Annotated in this window: 19 protein-coding genes and 1 tRNA gene; 10 read left to right on the top strand and 10 right to left on the bottom strand. The window is 67.5% G+C overall.

What is annotated here, in order from left to right:
• Positions 1-75: 75 nt before the first annotated feature.
• From pth to AC5Y3Z_RS24505, 3 genes are all read right to left on the bottom strand, one after another.
• Entirely contained in the window at positions 76-651 is a 576-nt protein-coding gene (gene pth / locus AC5Y3Z_RS24515; protein WP_463827464.1) for an aminoacyl-tRNA hydrolase, read from the bottom strand.
• Positions 652-657: 6 nt separating this feature from the next.
• Complete coding sequence (locus tag AC5Y3Z_RS24510; protein ID WP_463827465.1) at positions 658-1,323, bottom strand: 50S ribosomal protein L25/general stress protein Ctc; 666 nt, start codon at positions 1,321-1,323, stop codon at positions 658-660.
• 228 nt (positions 1,324-1,551) lie between these two features.
• Entirely contained in the window at positions 1,552-2,418 is an 867-nt protein-coding gene (locus AC5Y3Z_RS24505; RefSeq protein WP_463827466.1) for an oxidoreductase, read from the bottom strand.
• A 92-nt stretch (positions 2,419-2,510) separates the two neighbouring features.
• Here AC5Y3Z_RS24505 and AC5Y3Z_RS24500 point away from each other — a divergent pair, with 92 nt between their 5' ends.
• Positions 2,511-2,954, top strand: coding sequence for a nitroreductase family deazaflavin-dependent oxidoreductase (locus AC5Y3Z_RS24500; RefSeq protein ID WP_463827467.1), 444 nt, complete (start codon positions 2,511-2,513; stop codon positions 2,952-2,954).
• A gap of 12 nt (positions 2,955-2,966) precedes the next feature.
• Here the strand turns inward: AC5Y3Z_RS24500 and AC5Y3Z_RS24495 are convergent, their stop codons facing one another.
• From AC5Y3Z_RS24495 to AC5Y3Z_RS24475, 5 genes are all read right to left on the bottom strand, one after another.
• Entirely contained in the window at positions 2,967-3,617 is a 651-nt protein-coding gene (locus AC5Y3Z_RS24495; protein ID WP_463827468.1) for an LpqN/LpqT family lipoprotein, read from the bottom strand.
• The gene (gene arsC, locus AC5Y3Z_RS24490; protein WP_463827469.1) at positions 3,614-3,964 is read right to left on the bottom strand and encodes an arsenate reductase (glutaredoxin); all 351 of its coding nucleotides are present in this window, start codon (positions 3,962-3,964) and stop codon (positions 3,614-3,616) included. The genes AC5Y3Z_RS24495 and arsC overlap by 4 nt, the downstream gene beginning before the upstream one ends.
• A complete protein-coding gene (locus tag AC5Y3Z_RS24485) occupies positions 3,964-4,944 on the bottom strand; it encodes a ribose-phosphate diphosphokinase (protein WP_463827470.1) in 981 nt (326 codons plus the stop codon). Before AC5Y3Z_RS24485 ends, arsC begins: the two co-directional genes overlap by 1 nt.
• A gap of 70 nt (positions 4,945-5,014) precedes the next feature.
• Positions 5,015-6,478, bottom strand: a complete 1,464-nt coding sequence (gene glmU / locus AC5Y3Z_RS24480) for a bifunctional UDP-N-acetylglucosamine diphosphorylase/glucosamine-1-phosphate N-acetyltransferase GlmU (protein WP_463827471.1) — start codon at positions 6,476-6,478, stop codon at positions 5,015-5,017.
• Positions 6,479-6,579: 101 nt separating this feature from the next.
• A tRNA-Gln gene (locus AC5Y3Z_RS24475) sits at positions 6,580-6,651 on the bottom strand.
• 255 nt (positions 6,652-6,906) lie between these two features.
• On the opposite strand from AC5Y3Z_RS24475, the gene AC5Y3Z_RS24470 reads away from it, so the two are divergent.
• From AC5Y3Z_RS24470 to AC5Y3Z_RS24430, 9 genes are all read left to right on the top strand, one after another.
• A complete protein-coding gene (locus AC5Y3Z_RS24470; RefSeq protein ID WP_463827472.1) occupies positions 6,907-7,134 on the top strand; it encodes a hypothetical protein in 228 nt (75 codons plus the stop codon).
• A 118-nt stretch (positions 7,135-7,252) separates the two neighbouring features.
• Positions 7,253-7,846: a TetR/AcrR family transcriptional regulator gene (locus AC5Y3Z_RS24465; protein WP_463827515.1), complete on the top strand. Its 594-nt coding sequence runs from the start codon at positions 7,253-7,255 to the stop codon at positions 7,844-7,846.
• Positions 7,847-7,991: 145 nt separating this feature from the next.
• Complete coding sequence (gene mfd, locus AC5Y3Z_RS24460) at positions 7,992-11,648, top strand: transcription-repair coupling factor (protein WP_463827473.1); 3,657 nt, start codon at positions 7,992-7,994, stop codon at positions 11,646-11,648.
• Entirely contained in the window at positions 11,645-12,700 is a 1,056-nt protein-coding gene (locus AC5Y3Z_RS24455) for a nucleoside triphosphate pyrophosphohydrolase (RefSeq protein WP_463827474.1), read from the top strand. The genes mfd and AC5Y3Z_RS24455 overlap by 4 nt, the downstream gene beginning before the upstream one ends.
• 329 nt (positions 12,701-13,029) lie before the next feature.
• Positions 13,030-13,773, top strand: a complete 744-nt coding sequence (locus tag AC5Y3Z_RS24450; protein WP_463827475.1) for a lytic transglycosylase domain-containing protein — start codon at positions 13,030-13,032, stop codon at positions 13,771-13,773.
• Between the two features lie 79 nt (positions 13,774-13,852).
• Positions 13,853-15,142, top strand: a complete 1,290-nt coding sequence (gene eno, locus AC5Y3Z_RS24445; protein ID WP_463827476.1) for a phosphopyruvate hydratase — start codon at positions 13,853-13,855, stop codon at positions 15,140-15,142.
• Between the two features lie 6 nt (positions 15,143-15,148).
• Complete coding sequence (locus AC5Y3Z_RS24440) at positions 15,149-15,838, top strand: FtsB family cell division protein (RefSeq protein ID WP_463827477.1); 690 nt, start codon at positions 15,149-15,151, stop codon at positions 15,836-15,838.
• Positions 15,831-16,319, top strand: coding sequence for a DUF501 domain-containing protein (locus AC5Y3Z_RS24435; RefSeq protein WP_463827478.1), 489 nt, complete (start codon positions 15,831-15,833; stop codon positions 16,317-16,319). Before AC5Y3Z_RS24440 ends, AC5Y3Z_RS24435 begins: the two co-directional genes overlap by 8 nt.
• Positions 16,310-17,299, top strand: coding sequence for a Ppx/GppA phosphatase family protein (locus AC5Y3Z_RS24430; protein WP_463827479.1), 990 nt, complete (start codon positions 16,310-16,312; stop codon positions 17,297-17,299). Before AC5Y3Z_RS24435 ends, AC5Y3Z_RS24430 begins: the two co-directional genes overlap by 10 nt.
• Here the strand turns inward: AC5Y3Z_RS24430 and AC5Y3Z_RS24425 are convergent.
• Together AC5Y3Z_RS24425 and AC5Y3Z_RS24420 are read right to left on the bottom strand one after the other, a co-directional pair.
• Positions 17,262-17,942 carry a response regulator gene (locus AC5Y3Z_RS24425; protein WP_463827480.1) on the bottom strand — a complete coding sequence of 227 codons (681 nt, stop codon included), beginning with the start codon at positions 17,940-17,942 and terminating at the stop codon, positions 17,262-17,264. The two genes, AC5Y3Z_RS24430 and AC5Y3Z_RS24425, sit on opposite strands and share 38 nt — an antisense overlap.
• Positions 17,939-20,494: a DUF4118 domain-containing protein gene (locus AC5Y3Z_RS24420; protein ID WP_463827481.1), complete on the bottom strand. Its 2,556-nt coding sequence runs from the start codon at positions 20,492-20,494 to the stop codon at positions 17,939-17,941. The genes AC5Y3Z_RS24425 and AC5Y3Z_RS24420 overlap by 4 nt, the downstream gene beginning before the upstream one ends.
• Positions 20,495-20,499: the final 5 nt, after the last annotated feature.

The following is a 20,499-nucleotide window of genomic DNA, read 5'->3' as shown; positions in this document are numbered from 1 at the left end:
CGGTGGCGCTCGGCACGGCGTGTCGCCCGCCCCGCGTTCACACTCAAAGCAGTGCTAGCACAATGGATCTGGCTTCTACCAGGCGTGCACCCGGTTCTGCGCGGGTTCGAGGCCCAGTTCGATCAGTAGCTCCGCGGCATCGGCGGCCTGCTCGCAGATGGTCGGCACTTCGGCGCGTTCGGTTGCGTTGAACGGCTCCAGCACGAAGGCTGCCGGGTCTTTGCGTCCGGGCGGCCGGCCGATCCCGATCCGGACCCGCTGAAAGTCCTTGCTGCCCAGCGCCGATGCCACCGAGCGCAGCCCGTTGTGGCCGCCCTCGCCGCCGCCCAGCTTGAGCCGGATGCGGCCGAACTCCAGGTCGAGCTCGTCGTGGATGACGATGATGTCGGCGGGGGGCACCGAATAGAACTTGGCCAGCGGCCCCACCTGGCGCCCCGACTCGTTCATGTAGCAGCGCGGCTTGGCCAGCACCACCGACCGGCCGGCCAACCGGCCGGTGCTCACCTCCGCGCCAGAACGTTTGTGCACCTTGTACTTTGCACCGATTCTGGCGGCGAGTACGTCGGCAACCAGGAAGCCGACGTTGTGGCGGGTCCGGGCGTAGTTGTCGCCCGGGTTGCCCAGGCCGACCACCAGAAGCGGTTCGGCCACGCTTTCCTACTCGGACTCGGCCTGGTCGGCGTCGGCGTCGCCGCCCTCGTCGCCGGCTTCCGCGCCCTCCTCGGCGGCCTCGCCTTCCTCACCCGCGCCCTCCTCGGCCAGGTCCTGGGCGGTCGGCGCCGGAACCACGTTGACGACCAGCAGCTCGGGGTCGGAGACCAGGCTGACACCGTTGGGCAGCTCGATCTGGCCGGCGGTGAACTGGGTGCCGGCGGTCGCGCCTTCAACGGAGACGGTCAACTGCTCGGGGATCGACAGCGCCTCGGCCTCGATTTCGATGGCGTTGGCGTCCTGGGTGACCAGCGTGTCCGGACCCGCTTCGCCCTCGACCACGACGGTGACCTCCACGGTGACCTTCTCGCCGCGGCGCACGACCAGCAGGTCGGCGTGCTGGATGCTGCGGCGGATCGGGTGGATGTCCAGCGCTTTGGTCAACGCCAGCTGTTCCTTACCGGCGATGTCCAGGCTAAGCACTGCGTTGGTGCCGGAGTGGCGCAGCACGGCGGCGAAGTCGTGGCCGGGCAGTTCGAGGTGCTGGGGTTCGCTGCCGTGGCCGTAGAGAACGGCGGGAATCCTGCCTTCGCGGCGGGCCCGGCGGGAGGCGCCTTTGCCGGTCTCGGTACGCACGGTGGCGGTGAGCTGGTTGGCGGTGGCTTTAGCCATGTGTGTCGCTCCTGTGTTTCGGGGCACGGCCAGGAACGCGACGATTTGTCGGTCTCCGTCGATAACGGTGCTGGTCGAACCGGTGCACCCTCGCCGTGACGCCCGGCTAGGTTACCGCATCGGCGGGTCGCGGCGGAAATTCGGGACCGGCTGTTGACGCTGCGGCTGTGGCGACTTCGGACGAGAGACGCCCGCCGTCGGCGCAGAGTCAGCGACTCTGGGGCGGCTTCAGAGCGCGAACTTGGTGTCGGTGAGCTGCTCGGAGAGTTCCCACAGCTTGGTCGCGGTGTTCGTGTCCTTGGCGGCCCGGCTGCGTGCGACGGGCTGGCTGCGGCCGAACTGGCCGAAGCGGGGCCCGATGAACGTGTCACCGAGCACATCCTGGGACGCCGCATACAGCGTCTGCCGGGCGCCGAAATCGGCGTCGGTGGCCAGGAACCGGGTCACCGTCGACATGACGGCGTCCTCGAGTTTGCGACCGGACGCTCCCTGCAGGTGGGTGCGCGAGTAACCCGGGTGCGCCGCCACTGCGCGCAGCGACGACCCGGCGCCCTCGAGTCGCCTCTGCAGTTCGCTGGTGAACAGCAGGTTGGCCAGCTTGGACTGGCAGTAGGCCAGCCAGGGCGAATACTTGCGGCGCTGCCAGTTCAGGTCGTCCAGATCGACCCGGCCCGGCCAGTGCATGATCGACGACACCGTGACCACCCGGTCGGTGAGCTTGGGCAGCAGCAGATTCGTCAAGGCGAAATGCCCGAGGTGGTTGGTGCCGATCTGGCTCTCGAAGCCGTCGGTGGTCAGGGCGTACTGGACACCCATGATCCCGGCATTGTTGATCAGGATGTCGGCGCCGTCGACGCTCTCGGCGAACTGCCGCACCGAGGACAGATCCTGCAGGTCCAGCGCGCGCACCTGCACATCACCGTCGATCTCGGCCGCGGCTTTCTCGCCCTTCTCGGTGTTGCGGACGGCCATGACGACCGTGGCGCCGGTACGGGCCAGTTCGCGGGCGGTGACCGCGCCCAGCCCCCCGTTGGCGCCGGTGACGATCACGGTGCGGCCGGCGAACGAGGGAAGGTCAGCAGCTGTCCAAGTCATGGTCCCCACTGTATTGGCGTGCACAGTGCGGCCTCGGACAGGGCGGCTCTGCCGGCTGGTCAAATGCGGCGTGACTCCATAAGACTGAGGCGATGACATCCTCGTCCGAGCGGTTGCTTTTCAAGTTCCTCAGCATTCACGACAAGATCTATCAGGCCACGAACGGCCGGATAGGCCATCGGTTGCCGGGGATGCCACCCAACCTGCTGCTGCACACGGTGGGAGCCAAGACGGGTCAGCCGCGCACGACAACGCTGACCTACGCCGAAGACGGCGACGACTACCTGGTGGTGGCGTCGAAGGCCGGGTATCCCAAGGCGCCCGGCTGGTATCACAATCTGAAGGCCGACCCCAACGTCGAAATCAATGTCGGTGCAAAGCGGTTGGCCGTCACCGCGCACCCGGTGTTGCCCGATGATCCCGACTACGCGCGACTGTGGAAACTCGTCAACGCCAACAACTCCGACCGGTACATCGGGTACCAGAAGAAGACCTCGCGGCCGATCCCGGTGATTGTGCTGACACCGAAGGCCTGAGGAGGACCGGCGCTACTTCTTGGCGACCACGAAGCCGCGGATGATCGCCTCGACGTCATTGGACTCGGCGACGGCCTCGTCGGCCAGGCTGGTGATGATCAGCTGCACCAGATACTGCTGATTTCCCGGCGCTGCACCGGTGGGCAACACCACCCGGTTCCAGCTGCGCATCCGCGCGCCCTTCAGCTCGTAGGTACCCTGCACCATCGACGAGGGAAAGCCGTTGAAATCAGCGGTGGACGCGTCCAATTGGTGGAAGTCCTGCGGCAGATCGGCATTGGCGTGCTTGATCGCCTCGCGAGGGTTGAATTCTCCGCGCAGCCTGATTACCACCATGATTGCCGCCGGGTAGTTATTCCCCTTAGAGATCATTGTTCTGGCGGCGGTGACCTTCGGATCGCCGCCGCGTGCTGACCACCCGGGCGGCGTGGGAATCGACACCGTCAGATCGGTCAGGTCACCTGGCGAGACCGGTTCACCGGTAACTCCTTCACCCTCAAGATATTTCGACAACGGGACCGGCGGGGCCGTCGGCTCGGCAGACCCGCTGGTAGTCGCACTGGTCGTCCAGATCGATTGATAGTCGGGGGCTTTGGCGCCGCAGGCGACCCCCGATAACGCCAGGACAGTAACCACGAGGGTGCTGAAAAGCTTGTCTCTCACAAAATCTCGCGGACCGCATCGATCGGTCGGGCCAGTCGGGTGCCCTTGGGGGTGACGACGAACGGCCGTTCGATCAGGCTGGGATGCTCGGCCATCGCGTCGAGCAACTCGTCGTCACCGGCGTCGGCCAAATCAAGTTCGGTGTACAAAGACTCGCGTTTACGCACCGCGGCACGCACCTCGATGCCGGCATCGGCGATCAGCTGCACCAATTCGTCCCGAGTGGGCGGCGTCTTCAGATACTGGACGACCTCAGGCTCTAACCCGTTGTCCCGCAACAAGTCCAGCGTCTTGCGCGACGTACTGCACTTAGGGTTGTGGTAGATCACGGTGCGACCAGAACCCATTACGCGTCCCCGTCGAACAGTCCTGTGACTGAGCCGTTTTCGAAGACCGCCCGGATGGTGCTGGCCAGCAGCGGCGCGATGGACAGCACGGTGAGCTGCGGGAAGCGCTTCTCCTCACCGATCGGCAAAGTGTTGGTGACGATCACCTCACGCGCCCCGCAGGCGGCCAGTCGCTCAGCGGCCGGGTCGGACAGCACGCCGTGGGTGGCCGCGATCACCACATCCTTGGCGCCGTCGTCGCGCAACAGCTTGACCGCGCCGGCGATGGTGCCGCCGGTATCGATCATGTCGTCGATCAGCACGCAGGTGCGCCCCTGCACCTCACCGACCACGCGGTTGGACACCACCTGGTTGGGCACGCGGGGGTCGCGGGTCTTGTGGATGAACGCCAACGGCACGCCGCCGAGGGAGTCGGCCCACTTCTCCGCGATGCGGACCCGCCCGGAGTCGGGGGAGACGACCACCATGTTGCCGTCGGGATAGTTGTCGCGGATGTAGCCGGTCAGCAGGTTCTGCCCGCGCATGTGGTCCACGGGTCCGTCGAAGAATCCCTGGATCTGGTCGGTGTGCAGGTCGACGGTCACGATCCGGTCGGCGCCCGCGGTCTTCAGCAGGTCGGCCACCAGCCGTGCCGAGATCGGTTCGCGGCCGCGGTGCTTCTTGTCCTGCCGGGCGTAGGGATAGAACGGCAGGACCGCGGTGATCCGCTTGGCGCTGCCCCGTTTCAGCGCGTCGATCATGATCAGTTGTTCCATCAGCCAGGTGTTGACCGGCACCGGATTGGACTGCAGCACGAAGGCGTCGCAGCCGCGCACCGACTCGTGGAACCGCACGAAGATCTCGCCGTTGGCGAAGTCGCGCGCCGTCTGCGCGGTGACGTGAACGTCGAGTTCCTTGGCTACCTGCTCGGCCAGCTCCGGGTGGGCGCGGCCGCTGAACAGCATCAGGTTCTTGCGGTTGTCGGTCCAGTCGTGGCTCAACGTGCTGCCCTCGCCGTGTCGGGATCGGGAATGGAAGGCCTCATCGTAGCCGGGTTTCCGGGAAACCAATTCACGGTGTCTGTTCTGATTCGGGCTTGCGGCCGGCGTCGTCGGCCGCTTTTGCCGCTGCCGACCCGGGGCGTTTGTGCTGCACCCAGTTCTCGATGTTGCGTTGGGGACCGGCTGACACCGCCAGGGCGCCCGGCGGCACGTCTTCGCGGACCACGGTTCCGGCGCCGGTGTACGCGCCGTCGCCGATGTTCACCGGGGCGACGAACATGGTGTCCGAGCCGGTCCGCACATGGGAGCCGATGGTGGTGCGCCGTTTGGTCACGCCGTCGTAGTTGACGAACACGCTGGAGGCGCCGATGTTGCTGTGGTCGCCGATGTCGGCGTCGCCCACGTACGTCAGGTGCGGCACCTTCGTTCCGGTGCCGATGGTGGCGTTCTTGACCTCGACGAATGCGCCGAGTTTGCCGTCGGCTCCGAGCACGGTCCCGGGCCGCAGATAGGTGAACGGTCCCACCGTGGCGCCGTCGCCGATCGTCGAGGACGAGCCGTGGGTGCGGCAGACCGTTGCGCTGTCGCCGACGCTGACGTCGGTCAGCGTGGTGTCCGGTCCGATAGCGCAGCCGGCGCCGATCTGGGTACGGCCGAGCAGCTGGGTGCCCGGCTGGATGACGGTGTCGCGGCCGACGGTGACGTCGACGTCGATCCAGGTGGTGGCAGGGTCGATCACAGTGACTCCGGCAAGTTGGTGGGCGGCCACCACGCGGCGGTTGAGTTCGGCGCCCAACTCCGCGAGCTGGACGCGGTTGTTGACCCCGGCCACCACCGCACTGTCCTCGATGTGGCGGGCGCTGACCGTGTGGCCGTCGCGACGCAGGATCGCGATCACGTCGGTCAGATAGAGCTCCTGCTGGGCGTTGTTGGAACTCAGCCGGCCCAGCGCCGAGCGCAGGGCGGCGATGTCGAACGCGTAGACGCCGGTATTGACCTCACGGATGCCGCGCTGCGAGGCGGTGGCGTCGGTCTGCTCGACGATCGCCATCACCTCGTCGTCCTGGGTGCGCAGGATGCGGCCGTAGCCGTGCGGGTCGTCCAGCGTGGTGGTCAGCACGGTCACGGCCGCAGACGTCGAACTATGCGTGGCGATCAGGTCGGCCAGGGTGTCGGCGTCCAGCAGCGGGGTGTCGCCGGCGGCAACGACGACGATGCCGGCGTAGTCGTCGGGCAACGCGGACAGACCACACAGCACCGCGTGCCCGGTGCCCAGCGGCCGATCCTGCAGCGCGACGTCGATGCTGCGGCCCAGATTGTCGGCCAGCTCGCCGACCAGCGGGGATATGCGCTGGTGGTCGTGGCCTAGTACCACGACCAGATGTTGCGGCGCGAGCTTGGTCATCGCGTGCAGGGAGTGTGACAGCATGCTGCGCCCGCCGAGGGTGTGCAGCACCTTGGGGGTGTCCGAGCGCATCCGGGTGCCGGGCCCGGCCGCCAGGACCAGGACCGCGGTGTCACCACGAAACGTCATCGACCCTCCTCACCGAAGTTTGGCGCGCTGAGCGTGCGCATTTGTACGCCGACACGCCGTTAAGAGTGGCATTTCATGCACGCTCGCGGCAAAAAACGGGGCTCCGTCGCCAGGACTCGAACCTGAACTATCTGAACCAAAATCAGAGGTGCTGCCGATTACACCACGACGGATTGGGAGTGGCCGGTGCGCGACCGCCCAGATGACTTTAGTCTGCCGACGATGCCGGGCGCTTGCGGCCGGAGGAGGAGGCTGACCGTGGGGCTGAGTCTGCCGACGATGCCGGGCGCTTGCGGCCGGAGGAGGAGGCTGAGTGTGGGGCTGGGTCTGCCGACGATGCCGGGCGCTTGCGGCCGGAGGAGGAGGCTGGCCGCCGGGTGCTTGCGGCCGGCTAGACCGCCACGTGCGTCGACGGCAGAATGTCTGAGATGGACAACCTGGGCGAGCTGTGGCCGATTGCGGTGTTCTCGGTCGTCCTTTCGGTGTTGTGCGGGCTGTACGCGGTCAGGGTCGCGCGACGCAAGAACCGCGGCGTCGGCGAGTCTTTTGCCCTCGGCGCTTTGCTGGGTCTGATCGGCATCGTGATCGTCGCCTTATTGCCGGCCGGGACCAAGGGGTCCATGGAACAGTCGGGGCAGCCGGGCAAGGCCGCTTGACCGCTCCGCAGCCGACCCGTCGACGTTCGGTGCAACGACCGCAAACACCGATACCCTGATTCCCGTGGCTGAGCCGCTGAAAAGTGTGGAGAAGGAAGCGCGGACGCCCCGCGCCCGGATGACCGGCAGCGAGCGCCGACATCAGCTCATCGGCATCGCCAGGTCGCTGTTCGCCGAACGCGGCTATGAGGGCACGTCGATCGAAGAAATCGCCCAGCGCGCCAATGTGTCCAAGCCCGTCGTCTACGAGCATTTCGGTGGCAAGGAGGGGCTGTACGCCGTCGTAGTCGACCGGGAGATGTCGGCGCTGTTGGACGGCATCACGTCGTCGCTGACCAACAACCGGTCCCGGGTCCGTGTCGAGCGGGTGGCGTTGGCGCTGCTCACCTACGTCGAAGAACGCACCGACGGCTTTCGCATCATGATCCGGGACTCGCCCGCCGCGATCAGCTCGGGCACCTATTCCAGCTTGCTCAACGATGCCGTCAGCCAGGTCAGCTCCATCTTGGCCGGCGACTTCGCCCGGCGCGGTCTGGACCCGGGCCTGGCGCCGCTGTACGCCCAGGCGTTGGTGGGTTCGGTGTCGATGACCGCGCAGTGGTGGCTGGACACGCGCGAGCCCAAGAAAGAAGTGGTCGCCGCGCATCTGGTCAACCTGATGTGGAACGGCCTGACGCATCTGGAAGCCGACCCGCAGCTGCGGGACGAATAAGCCAGCTCGGTGCGCGGGCGCGGTTGATTCTGCGGCTGTGGCGGGGAAGTGCGAGTGAGCGCGCCCTGAGCGCAGAGTCAGCACCCCGAGGGACGCCCGCCGCCCGACGGGCTGCGGAATTGAAGCGCCCTAGAATGGGCGCATCATGACCGCACCGGGGGCTGCTAGCCCAGATACCCCGATCGCGGGGCTCGTCGAATTGGCGCTGACCGCACCGACATTCCAACAGCTCATCGAGCGTGCCTCCGATCGGCCTGCCGAACTGCCGCTGGTAGGACCCGCTAGCGCGCGGGTGTTCGTAGCCAGCGCGCTGGCCAGCAATGGTCCGTTGCTGGTGGTCACCGCCACCGGCCGGGCAGCCGACGACCTGACCGCCGAGCTGCGAGGAGTCTTCGGCGACGCCGCCGCGGTCTTCCCGTCGTGGGAGACCCTGCCGCACGAGCGGTTGTCGCCCGGCGTCGATACCGTGGGCAGCCGGATGATGGTGCTGCGCCGGCTGGCCCACCCCGACGACGCGCGGCTGGGTCCGCCGCTGCGGGTGGTGGTGACGGCAGTCCGATCGCTGCTGCAACCCATGGCCCCGCGGCTGGGGCATCAGCAGCCGCTCACGCTCACCGTCGGTGACGAGATGCCGTTCGAGGACGTGGCGCAGCGGCTGGTGGAGTTGGCCTACACCCGGGTGGACATGGTGGGGCGTCGCGGCGAGTTCGCGGTCCGCGGCGGGATCGTGGACGTCTTCGCGCCCACCGCCGAACATCCGGTGCGCGTCGAGTTCTGGGGCGACGAGATCACCGAGATGCGGATGTTCTCCGTCGCCGACCAGCGTTCGATCCCCGACGTCGAGGTGGACACGCTGATTGCGGTCGCCTGCCGCGAATTGCTGCTCACCCCTGAGGTGAAAGCACGTGCGGCCGAACTCGCCAAGGAGCATCCGGCCACCGAGAACACCGTGACCGGCAGCATCATCGACATGCTCGCCAAGCTCGCCGAGGGCATCCCGACCGACGGCATGGAGGCGCTGCAATCGGTGCTGCAGCCCGCAGAAGACGGGGCTCATGCGCAGCTCACCGATCAGCTACCCGACGGCACCCCGGTACTGGTGTGTGACCCGGAGAAGGTCCGCACCCGCGCGGCCGACCTGATCAAGACCGGCCGGGAGTTCCTCGAGGCGTCGTGGTCGGTGGCGGCGCTGGGTACCGACGCGCCCGTCGACGTCGAACAGCTGGGCGGGTCCGGGTTCACCGAACTCGACGAGGTGCGCGCCGCCGCGACCAGCGCCGGTCATCCGTGGTGGACCTTGAGCCAGTTGTCCGACGAGTCGGCGGTCGAGCTGGACATCCGGGCCGCGCCGTCCGCGCGGGGGCATCAGCACGACATCGACGGCATCTTCGCGATGTTGCGCGCGCACGTCGCGACCGGCGGGTACGCCGCGATGGTCGCGCCCGGCGCCGGCACCGCCCACCGGATGGTGGAACGGCTGGCCGAGTCGGACATCCCCGCGGCCATGCTGGAGTGTGGGTCCGCCCCGACGGCCGGTGTGGTCGGTGTGCTCAAGGGCCCGCTGCACGACGGGGTGGTGGTCCAGGGGGCCAACCTGGTCGTCATCACCGAGGCCGACCTGACCGGCAGCCGCGCCACCGCCGTCGAGGGCAAGCGGCTGGCGGCCAAGCGCCGCAACACCGTCGACCCGCTGGCGCTGTCCGCCGGCGATCTGGTGGTGCACGATCAGCACGGCATCGGCCGGTTCGTGGAGATGGTCGAACGCACCGTCGGCGGCGCCCGGCGCGAGTACCTGGTGCTCGAATACGCATCGAGCAAGCGTGGCGGCGGGTCCGACAAGCTCTACGTCCCGATGGATTCGCTGGACCAGCTGTCGCGGTATGTGGGCGGTCAGGCGCCGGCGCTGAGCAAACTGGGCGGCAGCGACTGGGCGAACACGAAGACCAAAGCACGCCGCGCGGTGCGTGAGATCGCCGGCGAACTGGTGGCGCTCTACGCCAAGCGGCAGGCCAGTCCGGGCCACGCGTTCGCCCCGGACACCCCGTGGCAGGCCGAGATGGAGGACGCGTTCGGCTTCACCGAGACCGTCGACCAGCTCACCGCGATCACCGAGGTGAAGGCCGACATGGAAAAGCCGATCCCGATGGACCGGGTGATCTGCGGCGACGTCGGCTACGGCAAGACCGAGATCGCGGTGCGGGCGGCATTCAAAGCGGTGCAGGACGGGCGGCAGGTCGCCGTGCTGGTGCCCACCACACTGCTGGCTGACCAGCATCTGCAGACGTTCACCGACCGGATGGTCGGGTTCCCGGTGACTGTCAAGGGCCTGTCGCGCTTCACCGATCCTGCCGAGTCCCGCAAGGTCGTGGAAGGCCTGGCCGACGGGTCGGTGGACATCGTGATCGGCACCCACCGGTTGTTGCAGACCGGGGTGCGCTGGAAGAACCTCGGACTGGTGGTGGTCGACGAGGAGCAACGGTTCGGCGTCGAACACAAGGAGCACATCAAGAGCCTGCGCACCCACGTCGACGTGCTGACCATGAGCGCCACCCCGATCCCGCGCACGCTGGAGATGAGCCTGGCCGGGATCCGGGAGATGTCGACGATCCTGACCCCACCCGAGGAGCGCTACCCGGTGCTGACCTACGTGGGTCCGCATGACGACAAACAGATCGCCGCGGCGTTGCGCCGCGAGCTGCTGCGCGACGGGCAGGCGTTTTACGTGCACAACCGGGTCAGCTCCATCGACTCCGCCGCTGCCCGGGTGCGTGGCCTGGTCCCCGAGGCGCGCGTCGTCGTCGCACACGGTCAGATGCCCGAAGACCTGCTGGAACGCACTGTCCAGGGGTTCTGGAACCGCGACTACGACATCTTGGTGTGCACCACGATCGTGGAGACCGGCCTGGACATCTCCAACGCCAACACATTGATCGTCGAGCGCGCCGACACGTTCGGTCTGTCCCAGCTGCATCAGTTGCGCGGACGGGTGGGGCGCAGCCGGGAACGCGGTTACGCCTATTTCTTGTATCCACCGAATGCGCCGCTCACCGAAACGGCCTACGACCGGTTGGCGACCATCGCGCAGAACAACGAACTGGGCGCCGGCATGGCGGTGGCGCTCAAAGACCTCGAGATCCGCGGCGCGGGCAACGTCCTGGGCGTCGAGCAGTCCGGGCATGTCGCCGGGGTCGGCTTCGACCTGTATGTGCGGCTGGTGGGGGAGGCCGTCGAGGCGTACAAGGCCGCCGCCGACGGCGAGACGGTGAGCACCGCCGAGGAGCCCAAGGACGTGCGGATCGATCTGCCGGTCGATGCGCATCTACCGCCGGACTACATCGCCAGTGACCGGCTGCGGCTGGAGGGTTATCGCCGGCTGGCGGCCGCCGCGTCGGACAGCGACATCGCCGCGGTCGTGGAGGAGCTCACCGACCGGTACGGCCCGCTGCCCGAACCGGCCGAGCGGCTGGTGGCGGTGGCGCGGCTGCGGCTGCTGTGCCGGACCTCCGGGATCACCGAAGTCAGTGCCGTGTCGGCGACGACGGTGCGGCTGTCCCCGATGACGTTGCCGGACTCTGCCCAGGTGCGGCTGGCGCGGATGTACCCGGGTGCTCGCTACCGCGCCACCACGTCGACGGTCCAGGTTCCCGTTCCGCGGGCGGGCGGAATTGGTGCCGGACACATCCGTGATGTCGAATTGGTGCAGATGGTGGCCGACTTGGTGACCGCAATGGCGGGTAAACCGCAGCAAGATATTGGTATAACGGAGCCCGGACCGCCGAGTAAGGAGCGACAAGGCAGATGATTGTCGTCCTCGTCGACCCCCGCCGGCCGGCACTGGTTCCGGTCGATGCCATCGAGTTGCTCTGCGGGAAGGTGCAGTACACCGAGGAGATGCCGATCGCGGTGCCGTGGTCGCTGCCCGATGCGCACCCGGCCCATACCGGTGAGGATGCGCCGGTGCTGCTGTCGTCGGATCCCAGTCACCCGGCGGTCACCGCGCGGCTGGCCGCCGGAGCCCGGCTGATCTCGGCGCCGGATCGCCAACGCGGCGAACGGCTGCTGGATGCCGTCGCGATGATGGACAAGCTGCGCACCGCGGGGCCGTGGGAAAGCGAGCAGACCCACGACTCACTGCGCCGATACCTGCTGGAAGAGACCTACGAACTGTTGGACGCAGTACGCAGCGGCAACGTCGACGAACTGCGCGAAGAACTCGGTGACCTGCTGTTGCAGGTGCTGTTCCACGCCCGTATCGCCGAGGATGCGGCGCAGCTGCCGTTCACCATCGACGACGTCGCCGACACCTTGATCCGCAAGCTCGGCAACCGGGTTCCGGGAGTGCTTGCCGGAGAATCGATCTCGCTGCAGGACCAGCTCGCACAATGGGAGGCGGCCAAGGCGGCCGAACGGTCCCGAAAGTCGCGGCACTCCGTGCTGGACGACGTGCACACCGGTCAGCCGTCGTTGGCGTTGGCGCAGAAGGTGATTGAGCGCGTCACCCACGCCGGGCTGCCCGCGGAGTTCATTCCCGCCGAGCTGACCATCATCACGCTATCTGCTGATGTGGATGCCGAAAACACTTTGCGCGCAGCAGTTCTGGATTTTGTGGACACTGTGCACCGGGTGGAGGGAGCGATTGCCGCGAGCCGCCGCGGTGACAGCATCGCCGAAGAGCTGGACATGACCCCGCTCGGTTTCGTCACCGAGGAGGAGTGGCGCAGTCACTGGGTGGCCGGCACCCCGACATCCGATGTCGTCGACGGGGAAGCCGCGGCGCCGGAAACCGAGCAGCCGGCCACGTCGCAGAAGGAATCTCGCGGCGGGTCATCCAAGAAGCGCAAAGGCCGGCGATAGCCGTTTGCACGCGACGGCAGTGATCGCGCTCGGCACCGGCGTTTGCGCCCGGCACCATCGACAGTGTGCGAAGGCAGCGTCTGAGGGCGCCGACAGACCGTCTCCGTGATCTTTGCGGCGACTCAGGGGCACTCCACAAATAGCGCCGTGAATATGTCCCTGAGGCGCTGGCCGAGCTGCTTCAGATGGGATGCGGCAGCGTCCCAAATATCGGACGCGCACGTTTGCTAGGCGTACCGGTCAACCGGGCCCGCCCGCAACCCGTGGGACGATGAGCGGGGAGAAAACACCGTTGCGGGGTCCGACAGGGAGATCCGACAGGGAGAGTTGTGTCGCCGAGACGCTGGTTGCGCGCGGTCGCCGTGATAGGGGCGACCGCGATGCTGCTGGCTTCAAGTTGTACGTGGCAGCTCAGCCTTTTCATCCCTGACGGTGTGCCACCGCCCGCGGGGGACCCGGTACCGCCGGTGGACACCCATGCCGCCGGCCGTCCCGCCGACCAGTTACGGGAGTGGGCGCAGCAGCGGGCGCCTGCTCTGGAGATGCCTGTCACCGCGCTGGAGGCCTACGCCTACGCCGCCCGGGTGGCTGAGGTCGAGAATCCCAAGTGTCATATCGCCTGGACAACGCTGGCGGGTATCGGGCAGGTCGAGAGTCATAACGGCACCTACCGGGGGGCGACGATCGCGCCCAACGGCGACGTCAGGCCGCCTATTCGTGGGGTGCGCCTCGACGGCACCGGCGGCAATCTGCGGATCGTGGACGAGGCCGACGCGGCCGCGTCGAACGGCTCCAGTGACGACGACGGCGTGCAACGCGCGATGGGGCCCATGCAGTTCATCTCCGAGACGTGGCGGCTGTACGGCGTCGACGCCAACAACGACGGCGCCGCCAGTGCGGACAACATCGACGATGCCGCGCTCTCGGCCGCCGGATATTTATGTTGGCGCGGAAAGGATCTCGCGACGCCCCGCGGCTGGATCACGGCGCTTCGCGCCTACAACAATTCCGGGGTGTACGCACGCGCGGTGCGGGACTGGGCGACCGCCTATGCGGCGGGTCATCCGCTGTAGAAAGATGAAGCGCTGACCCAGGCTTTACGCTAAACGTTGCCGGGGGTGTGTCAGAAGTCAGCAGGCGAAGGAGAGCCCAGTGCCCATTATCGAGCAGGTCGGAGCCCGCGAGATCCTCGACTCTCGCGGCAACCCGACCGTCGAGGTCGAGGTTGCGCTGATCGACGGAACATTTGCCCGCGCTGCGGTGCCGTCGGGCGCCTCGACCGGGGAGCACGAGGCCGTCGAACTGCGTGACGGTGGTGACCGGTACAGCGGCAAGGGCGTGAAGAAGGCCGTCCAAGCCGTGCTGGACGAGATCGGTCCGGCGGTGATCGGGCTCAACGCCGACGATCAGCGGCTGGTCGACCAGGCGCTGGTCGACCTGGACGGCACGCCGGACAAGTCCCGGCTGGGCGCCAACGCCATCCTGGGGGTGTCGCTGGCGGTCGCCAAGGCGGCCGCGGACAGTGCCGCGCTGCCCCTGTTCCGGTACATCGGCGGCCCGAACGCGCACATCCTGCCGGTGCCGATGCTGAACATCCTCAACGGCGGCGCGCACGCGGACACCGGCGTCGACGTGCAGGAGTTCATGGTGGCCCCGATCGGTGCCCCCAGCTTTCACGAGGCGCTGCGCTGGGGTGCGGAGGTTTACCACGCGTTGAAGGCGGAGTTGAAGAAAGACGGGCTCTCCACCGGCCTGGGCGACGAGGGCGGCTTCGCCCCGGACGTGGCCGGCACCAGCGCCGCGCTGGACCTGATCGTCCGGGCCATCGAGTCGGCGGGCTTCAAGTCCGGTGCCGACATCGCCCTGGCGCTCGACGTCGCTGCCACCGAGTTCTACACCGACGGCACCGGTTACAGCTTCGAAGGTTCCACCCGCACCGCCGAGGAGATGGCCGGGTTCTACGCCGAGCTGCTCGGCAACTACCCGTTGGTGTCCCTGGAAGACCCGCTGTCCGAAGACGATTGGGACGGCTGGGCCGCGTTGACGGCCAGCATCGGCGACCGGGTGCAGATCGTCGGTGACGACCTGTTCGTCACCAATCCCGAACGCCTCGAAGAAGGCATCGAACGCGGCGTGGCAAATGCGTTGCTGGTCAAGGTGAATCAGATCGGAACGCTGACCGAGACGCTGGATGCGGTGGCGCTGGCCCACCACAGCGGATACCGCACCATGATGAGCCACCGCAGCGGCGAGACCGAGGACACCACCATCGCCGATCTCGCGGTGGCGGTCGGCAGCGGGCAGATCAAGACCGGTGCGCCGGCCCGCAGCGAGCGCGTCGCGAAGTACAACCAGCTGCTGCGCATCGAGGAGGCGCTGGGCGACGCGGCCCGCTACGCCGGCGACCTGGCATTCCCACGATTCGCGCTGGACCCGAAGTAAAGCCGCTTGGCCGCCAAGTCTGATCCGAAGCGTCGTTCCCCGGCATCGCGGCCGGGGAAGGCCGGCGACTCGGCTCGGGGCCGGCGCGCCAGCTCCAAACCGGTCGCCAAACCGGGCTCCAGGCCGCAGTCCAAGCCCGCGCAGACCGCGCCCGACGAGAGCCGCAGCTCTGCGCATTCGCTGCAGGACCACGTCGTCGAGCCCATTAAGCGCAAGTTCAGCGAATCCGTCGACCAGCGCTCCGACCAGCGACTCGGCTTCACCGCGCGCCGAGCCGCCATTCTGGCCGCGGTGGTCTGCGTGCTGACGTTGACCATTGCCGGCCCGGTGCGCACCTATTTCGCGCAGCGCACCGAAATGGCGCAGCTGACCGCGACCGAAACCGCGCTGCGCCGCCAGATCGCCGACCTGGAGCAACGCAAGGGCCAGCTGGGCGACCCGGCTTACATCGCGGCGCAGGCGCGCGAACGGCTGGGATTCGTCAAACCCGGCGACATTCCGTTCCAGGTGCAGCTGCCGCCGACGGCCGCGACCGCGCCACAGCCGGGCGGTGAGGGCAACCCCCAGGCCAAGAACGAACCCTGGTACACCTCGCTGTGGCACACCATCGCCGATGCGCCGCACCTGCCGCCCACTGTTGCCCCGGCACCCGAACCGGGGCCGGTGCCGCCGAATCCACCGGATTCCGGTGGTTGATCGGGCGGACCTGGAGGCGGTGGCGCGACAGCTCGGGCGCGAGCCGCGTGGGGTGCTCAGCATCGCCTTCCGGTGTCCCGACGGCACCCCGGGCGTGGTGAAGACCGCTCCGAAACTTCCTGACGGAACGCCTTTTCCGACGTTGTACTACCTGACGCATCCGGCGCTGACGGCGGCTGCGAGCAGACTGGAGACCACCGGCTTGATGCGTGAGATGACGGAACGGTTGGGCCGGGACGCGGACCTGGCGGCCGCGTACCGCCGGGCGCACGAGTCGTATCTGGCTGAGCGCGACGCGATCGAGCCACTGGGAACCACGTTTTCCGGCGGTGGCATGCCGGACCGGGTCAAGTGCCTACATGTGCTGATCGCACACTCGTTGGCCAAGGGGCCCGGGATCAACCCCTTCGGGGACGAAGCGCTGGCACTGTTGGCTGCTGAGCCTGCGACCGCGAATCTGGTTGGGAGACAATGGGTATGAGCCGTCTAGCCGGAATCGACTGCGGTACCAACTCGATTCGTCTGCTGATCGCCGATGTCGCCGACGGCCGGCTGACGGACGTCCACCGGGAAATGCGGATCGTGCGGCTGGGCCAGGGGGTGGATGCGACCGGCGCGTTCGCTCCGGGCGCGATCGCCCGCACCCGGGCCGCGCTGACCGACTACGCTGAATTGCTGGCGCAGCACGGCGTGCAGCGGGTGCGGATGGTCGCCACTTCCGCCACCCGCGATGCCAGCAATCGCGACGAATTCTTCGCGATGACGGCCGAGGTGCTGGGCACGGTGATCCCCGGTGCGGTCGCCGAAGTCATCACCGGTGCCGAGGAGGCCGAGTTGTCGTTCCGCGGTGCGGTCGGCGAATTGGACAGCGCTAACGCGCCTTTCCTTGTTGTCGACCTCGGCGGCGGCTCGACCGAGATCGTGCTCGGCAAGGCGGCTGACGAGGTGATCGCCAGCTACTCGGCCGACATCGGTTGTGTCCGGCTGACCGAGCGCTGCTTGCATTCCGACCCGCCGACCGCGGCGGAAGTCGAGGCGGCCGCACAGGTGGTTCGCGAACGACTCGAGGTCGCACTGCGCGCAGTGCCCGTCGAGGGGGCACGGACCTGGGTGGGACTGGCCGGGACGATGACCACCTTGTCGGCCCTGGCCCACGAGATGACCACCTATGACGCTGCAGCCATTCATCTTTCGCGGGTGGCGCTGGCCCCATTGCTGGACGTCTGTGATCGGTTGATCGCCATGACCCGCGCTGAGCGCGCCGCGTTGGGACCTATGCACGAGGGCCGCGTCGATGTGATCGGCGGCGGTGCGATCGTGGTGCGGGAGTTGGCCCGCGAACTGCACGACCGGGCCGGTATCGCCGAGTTGACGGTCAGCGAACACGACATCCTGGACGGCATTGTGCTGTCGATCGCCGCGCCTACACTTCGAATCGGTAGCCCATACCCGACTCGGTGAGCAAATGCCTAGGGTTGGCCGGATCGTCTTCGAGTTTGCGCCGCAACTGCGCCAGATACACTCGCAGATAATGGGTTTCGGTCGCGTACGCCGGTCCCCACACCTCTTTGAGCAAGTCTTCGCGGCCCACCAGCTTGCCCCGATTGCGCACCAGCACCTCGAGCATGCCCCACTCGGTGGGGGTCAGATGCACCTCGGTGCCGTTGCGGGTGACCTTCTTGGCGGCCAAATCCACGGTGAACGCCTCGGTTTCGATGACCGGCTGGTCCAGCTCCGAGGCCGCGGTGTTGCGGCGTACCGCCGCCCGTAACCGGGCCAGAAACTCGTCCATGCCAAAGGGTTTGGTGACATAGTCGTCGGCACCGGCATCCAGTGCTTCGACCTTGTCGGCGGAGTCGGTGCGGGCGGACAGCACGATCACCGGTGCGCTGAGCCAGCCGCGGAGACCCGCGAGCACGTCGATGCCCGACATGTCGGGCAGCCCGAGGTCCAGAATCACCACGTCGGGGGGATGGTCGGCGGCGGCGCGCAGCGCGCCGGCCCCGGTGGACGCGGTGATCACCTCGTATCCGCGTACCGAAAGGTTGATGCGCAACGCCCGCAGGATGTGCGGCTCGTCGTCGATCACCAGCACGCGGGTCATCGTTCACCGCCTTCGCACGGGGCAGGCAGATCCACCAGCACGGTCAGCCCGCCACCGGGCGTATCACCGGCGGAAATCGCGCCGCCCATCGCCTCGACGAAGCCGCGCGCCACCGACATGCCCAGGCCCACGCCGGTGGTGTTGTCCTGATCCCCAAGGCGCTGGAAGGATTCGAAGACGTGCTCTTCGGTGCCGTGCGGGATGCCCGGGCCCTCGTCGACGACGTTGATCAACACCCGGGCGCCGACGCGGCCCGCGTTGACCCGGACCACACAGTCGGGCGCATAGCGCAGCGCATTGTCGATCAAGTTGGCCAGCACCCGCTCCAGCAGCCCGGCGTCGGCCATTGCCACGGCGTCGCCGACGTCGACCTTGACGCGGTCGATGGCTGACCGGTAGAAGCCGGTGGCGCCCTTGCCGATGCTGACCAGGGCGCGCTGCACCACTTCCTCGACGTACACCAAGTGCCGTTCGGGACGCACCACGCCGGCGGCAAGCCGCGAGGAGTCGAGTAGGTTGCCCACCAACGCGGTCAGCTGATCAATGGATTCTTCGATGGTGGCCAGCAATTCGGCGGTGTCCTCGGGGGAGAACGCGATGTCGGCGGCGCGCAGACTGGACGCCGCCACCTTGGCCGCGGCCAGCGGCGTGCGCAGGTCGTGGCTGACCGCCGAAAGCAGTGACCGGCGCAATTCGTCAGCCCGCACAATGGCTTCGGTACGGCCGGCCTCTTCGGCGAGTTCGCGCTGGCGGACCAGCCCGGCAGCCTGCTTGGCCACCGCGCCGAGCACCCGGCGGTCCCGCGCCGCAAGTTTGCGCCCGGCCAGCAGCATCCAGAACTCGTCGTCCCCGACCTCGATCGCAGTATCCGCGGAATCGACTGTGGCGCAGGCGTCTTTGCCGACGGAGGCAATGACCTTACGGTGACCCGATTGTTCGCGCAGCATGCTGACGCTGCGCTGCGAGTACGTCTCGCGCACCCGCTCCAACAGCGTGGCCAGATCGGCACCGCGCAACACCGATCCGGCGAACAGGGTCAGCAGCTCGGCCTCTCGGGCGGCGCGGCGGGCCTCCCGGGTTCTCTTGGCGGCACTGTCCACCAGCACCGACACCGCGACCGCGATCAGCAGCAGCACCAATTCGGTCACCGCGCTGTTGGGTGCGGCGATGGTGAAGCTGTGTCGCGGAGCGATCAGGAAATAGTTCAGCAGCAGTCCGGACAGCACCGCCGAAAGCACCGCCGGCGCAACGCCTCCCAGCAGACCCACCAGGAGCACGCCGATGAAGAACAACGCGCTCTGGCCACCGGTGTCCAGGTAGGGATCTAGCAGCGTGACCGCGATAGTGCATATCGCCGACGGGATGATTACCGCCGCCAACCAGGAGATCAGCCGTCGTTCACGGGGCGACGAAGGTGTCCGGGTGCCCCGCTTGGCTTGGTCGTGGGTGACGATGTGAACGTCGATCTTGCCGGAACGTTGCACGATCGCGGCGCCGATGCCCTCGTCGAACAGGCGTGCCCACCGAGACCTGCGGGAGGTGCCGATCACCAGCTGGGTGGCGTTGATCTCGCGGGCGAAGTCGAGCAACGCATCGGGCACGTTGTCGCCGACGACGGTGTGCAGCGAGGCGTCCAAACTGTTTGCCAGTTCCCGGATTTTGCTCATCCGGGACTCGGACAGCCCGGCGAGCCCGTCGCCGCGCAGCACGTGCACCACCATCAGTTCGGCACTGGATTTCGAGGCGATCCGCGACGCCCGTCGAACCAGCGTCTCTGACTCCGGGCCGCCGGTGACAGCGACCACCACTCGCTCGCGGGCCTCCCACGTGTCGGTGATCTTGTTCTCCGCGCGGTACTTGGCCAGCGTGGTGTCGACCTGATCGGCCAGCCACAACAGCGCCAATTCCCGCAGTGCGGTGAGATTTCCACGCCTGAAATAATTGGACAGCGCCGCGTCGATCTTCTCAGCCGCGTAGACGTTGCCGTGGGAAAGCCTGCGCCGCAACGCCTCCGGGGTGATGTCAATGAGCTCGACCTGGGCGGCCTGTCGCACGATCGAATCCGGAATCGTCTCTTTCTGCTCGATCCCGGTGATCTGGGCGACCACATCGTTGAGGCTTTCCAGGTGCTGGATGTTGACGGTGGAGATTACGGTGATCCCGGCGTCGAGCAGTTCTTCGACGTCCTGCCAGCGTTTCTCGTTCCGGCTGCCCGGGGTGTTGGTGTGGGCGAGCTCGTCGACCAGGACTACCTGCGGGTGTCGCGCCAGCACCGCCGGAACGTCGAGTTCGGGAAAGCGGCCGCCACGGTAGTCGATGTATTGCGGTGGGATGACCTCGATGTCGTCAAGCAGCTCAGCGGTTTTCGCCCGCCCGTGGGTTTCCACCACCGCCGCCACCACATCGGTGCCGCGTTCGAGTCGACGGTGCGCCTCGCTCAACATCGAGAAAGTCTTGCCGACGCCGGGCGCCGCACCGAGATAGATGCGCAGCTCGCCGGGCTTGGGACGGTGCACTGTGAAGCCGGGGTCGGTCACATCAACATCATCCACCTTCG

The sequence above is a fragment of the Mycobacterium sp. NGS61 genome (genome assembly GCF_059812325.1).
This window is presented reverse-complemented; position numbering and strand designations above follow the sequence as displayed.

What these genes read in the sequence shown, in the direction of transcription:
- AC5Y3Z_RS24465 (WP_463827515.1), top strand. Translation starts at nt 7,253, where the DNA reads ATGACCGGCAGCGAGCGCCGACATCAGCTCATCGGCATCGCCAGGTCG.
- AC5Y3Z_RS24505 (WP_463827466.1), bottom strand. Translation starts at nt 2,418, where the DNA reads ATGACTTGGACAGCTGCTGACCTTCCCTCGTTCGCCGGCCGCACCGTG.
- AC5Y3Z_RS24470 (WP_463827472.1), top strand. Translation starts at nt 6,907, where the DNA reads ATGGACAACCTGGGCGAGCTGTGGCCGATTGCGGTGTTCTCGGTCGTC.
- AC5Y3Z_RS24430 (WP_463827479.1), top strand. Translation starts at nt 16,310, where the DNA reads ATGGGTATGAGCCGTCTAGCCGGAATCGACTGCGGTACCAACTCGATT.
- mfd (WP_463827473.1), top strand. Translation starts at nt 7,992, where the DNA reads ATGACCGCACCGGGGGCTGCTAGCCCAGATACCCCGATCGCGGGGCTC.
- glmU (WP_463827471.1), bottom strand. Translation starts at nt 6,478, where the DNA reads ATGACGTTTCGTGGTGACACCGCGGTCCTGGTCCTGGCGGCCGGGCCC.
- AC5Y3Z_RS24500 (WP_463827467.1), top strand. Translation starts at nt 2,511, where the DNA reads ATGACATCCTCGTCCGAGCGGTTGCTTTTCAAGTTCCTCAGCATTCAC.
- AC5Y3Z_RS24425 (WP_463827480.1), bottom strand. Translation starts at nt 17,942, where the DNA reads ATGACCCGCGTGCTGGTGATCGACGACGAGCCGCACATCCTGCGGGCG.
- arsC (WP_463827469.1), bottom strand. Translation starts at nt 3,964, where the DNA reads ATGGGTTCTGGTCGCACCGTGATCTACCACAACCCTAAGTGCAGTACG.
- AC5Y3Z_RS24510 (WP_463827465.1), bottom strand. Translation starts at nt 1,323, where the DNA reads ATGGCTAAAGCCACCGCCAACCAGCTCACCGCCACCGTGCGTACCGAG.
- AC5Y3Z_RS24455 (WP_463827474.1), top strand. Translation starts at nt 11,645, where the DNA reads ATGATTGTCGTCCTCGTCGACCCCCGCCGGCCGGCACTGGTTCCGGTC.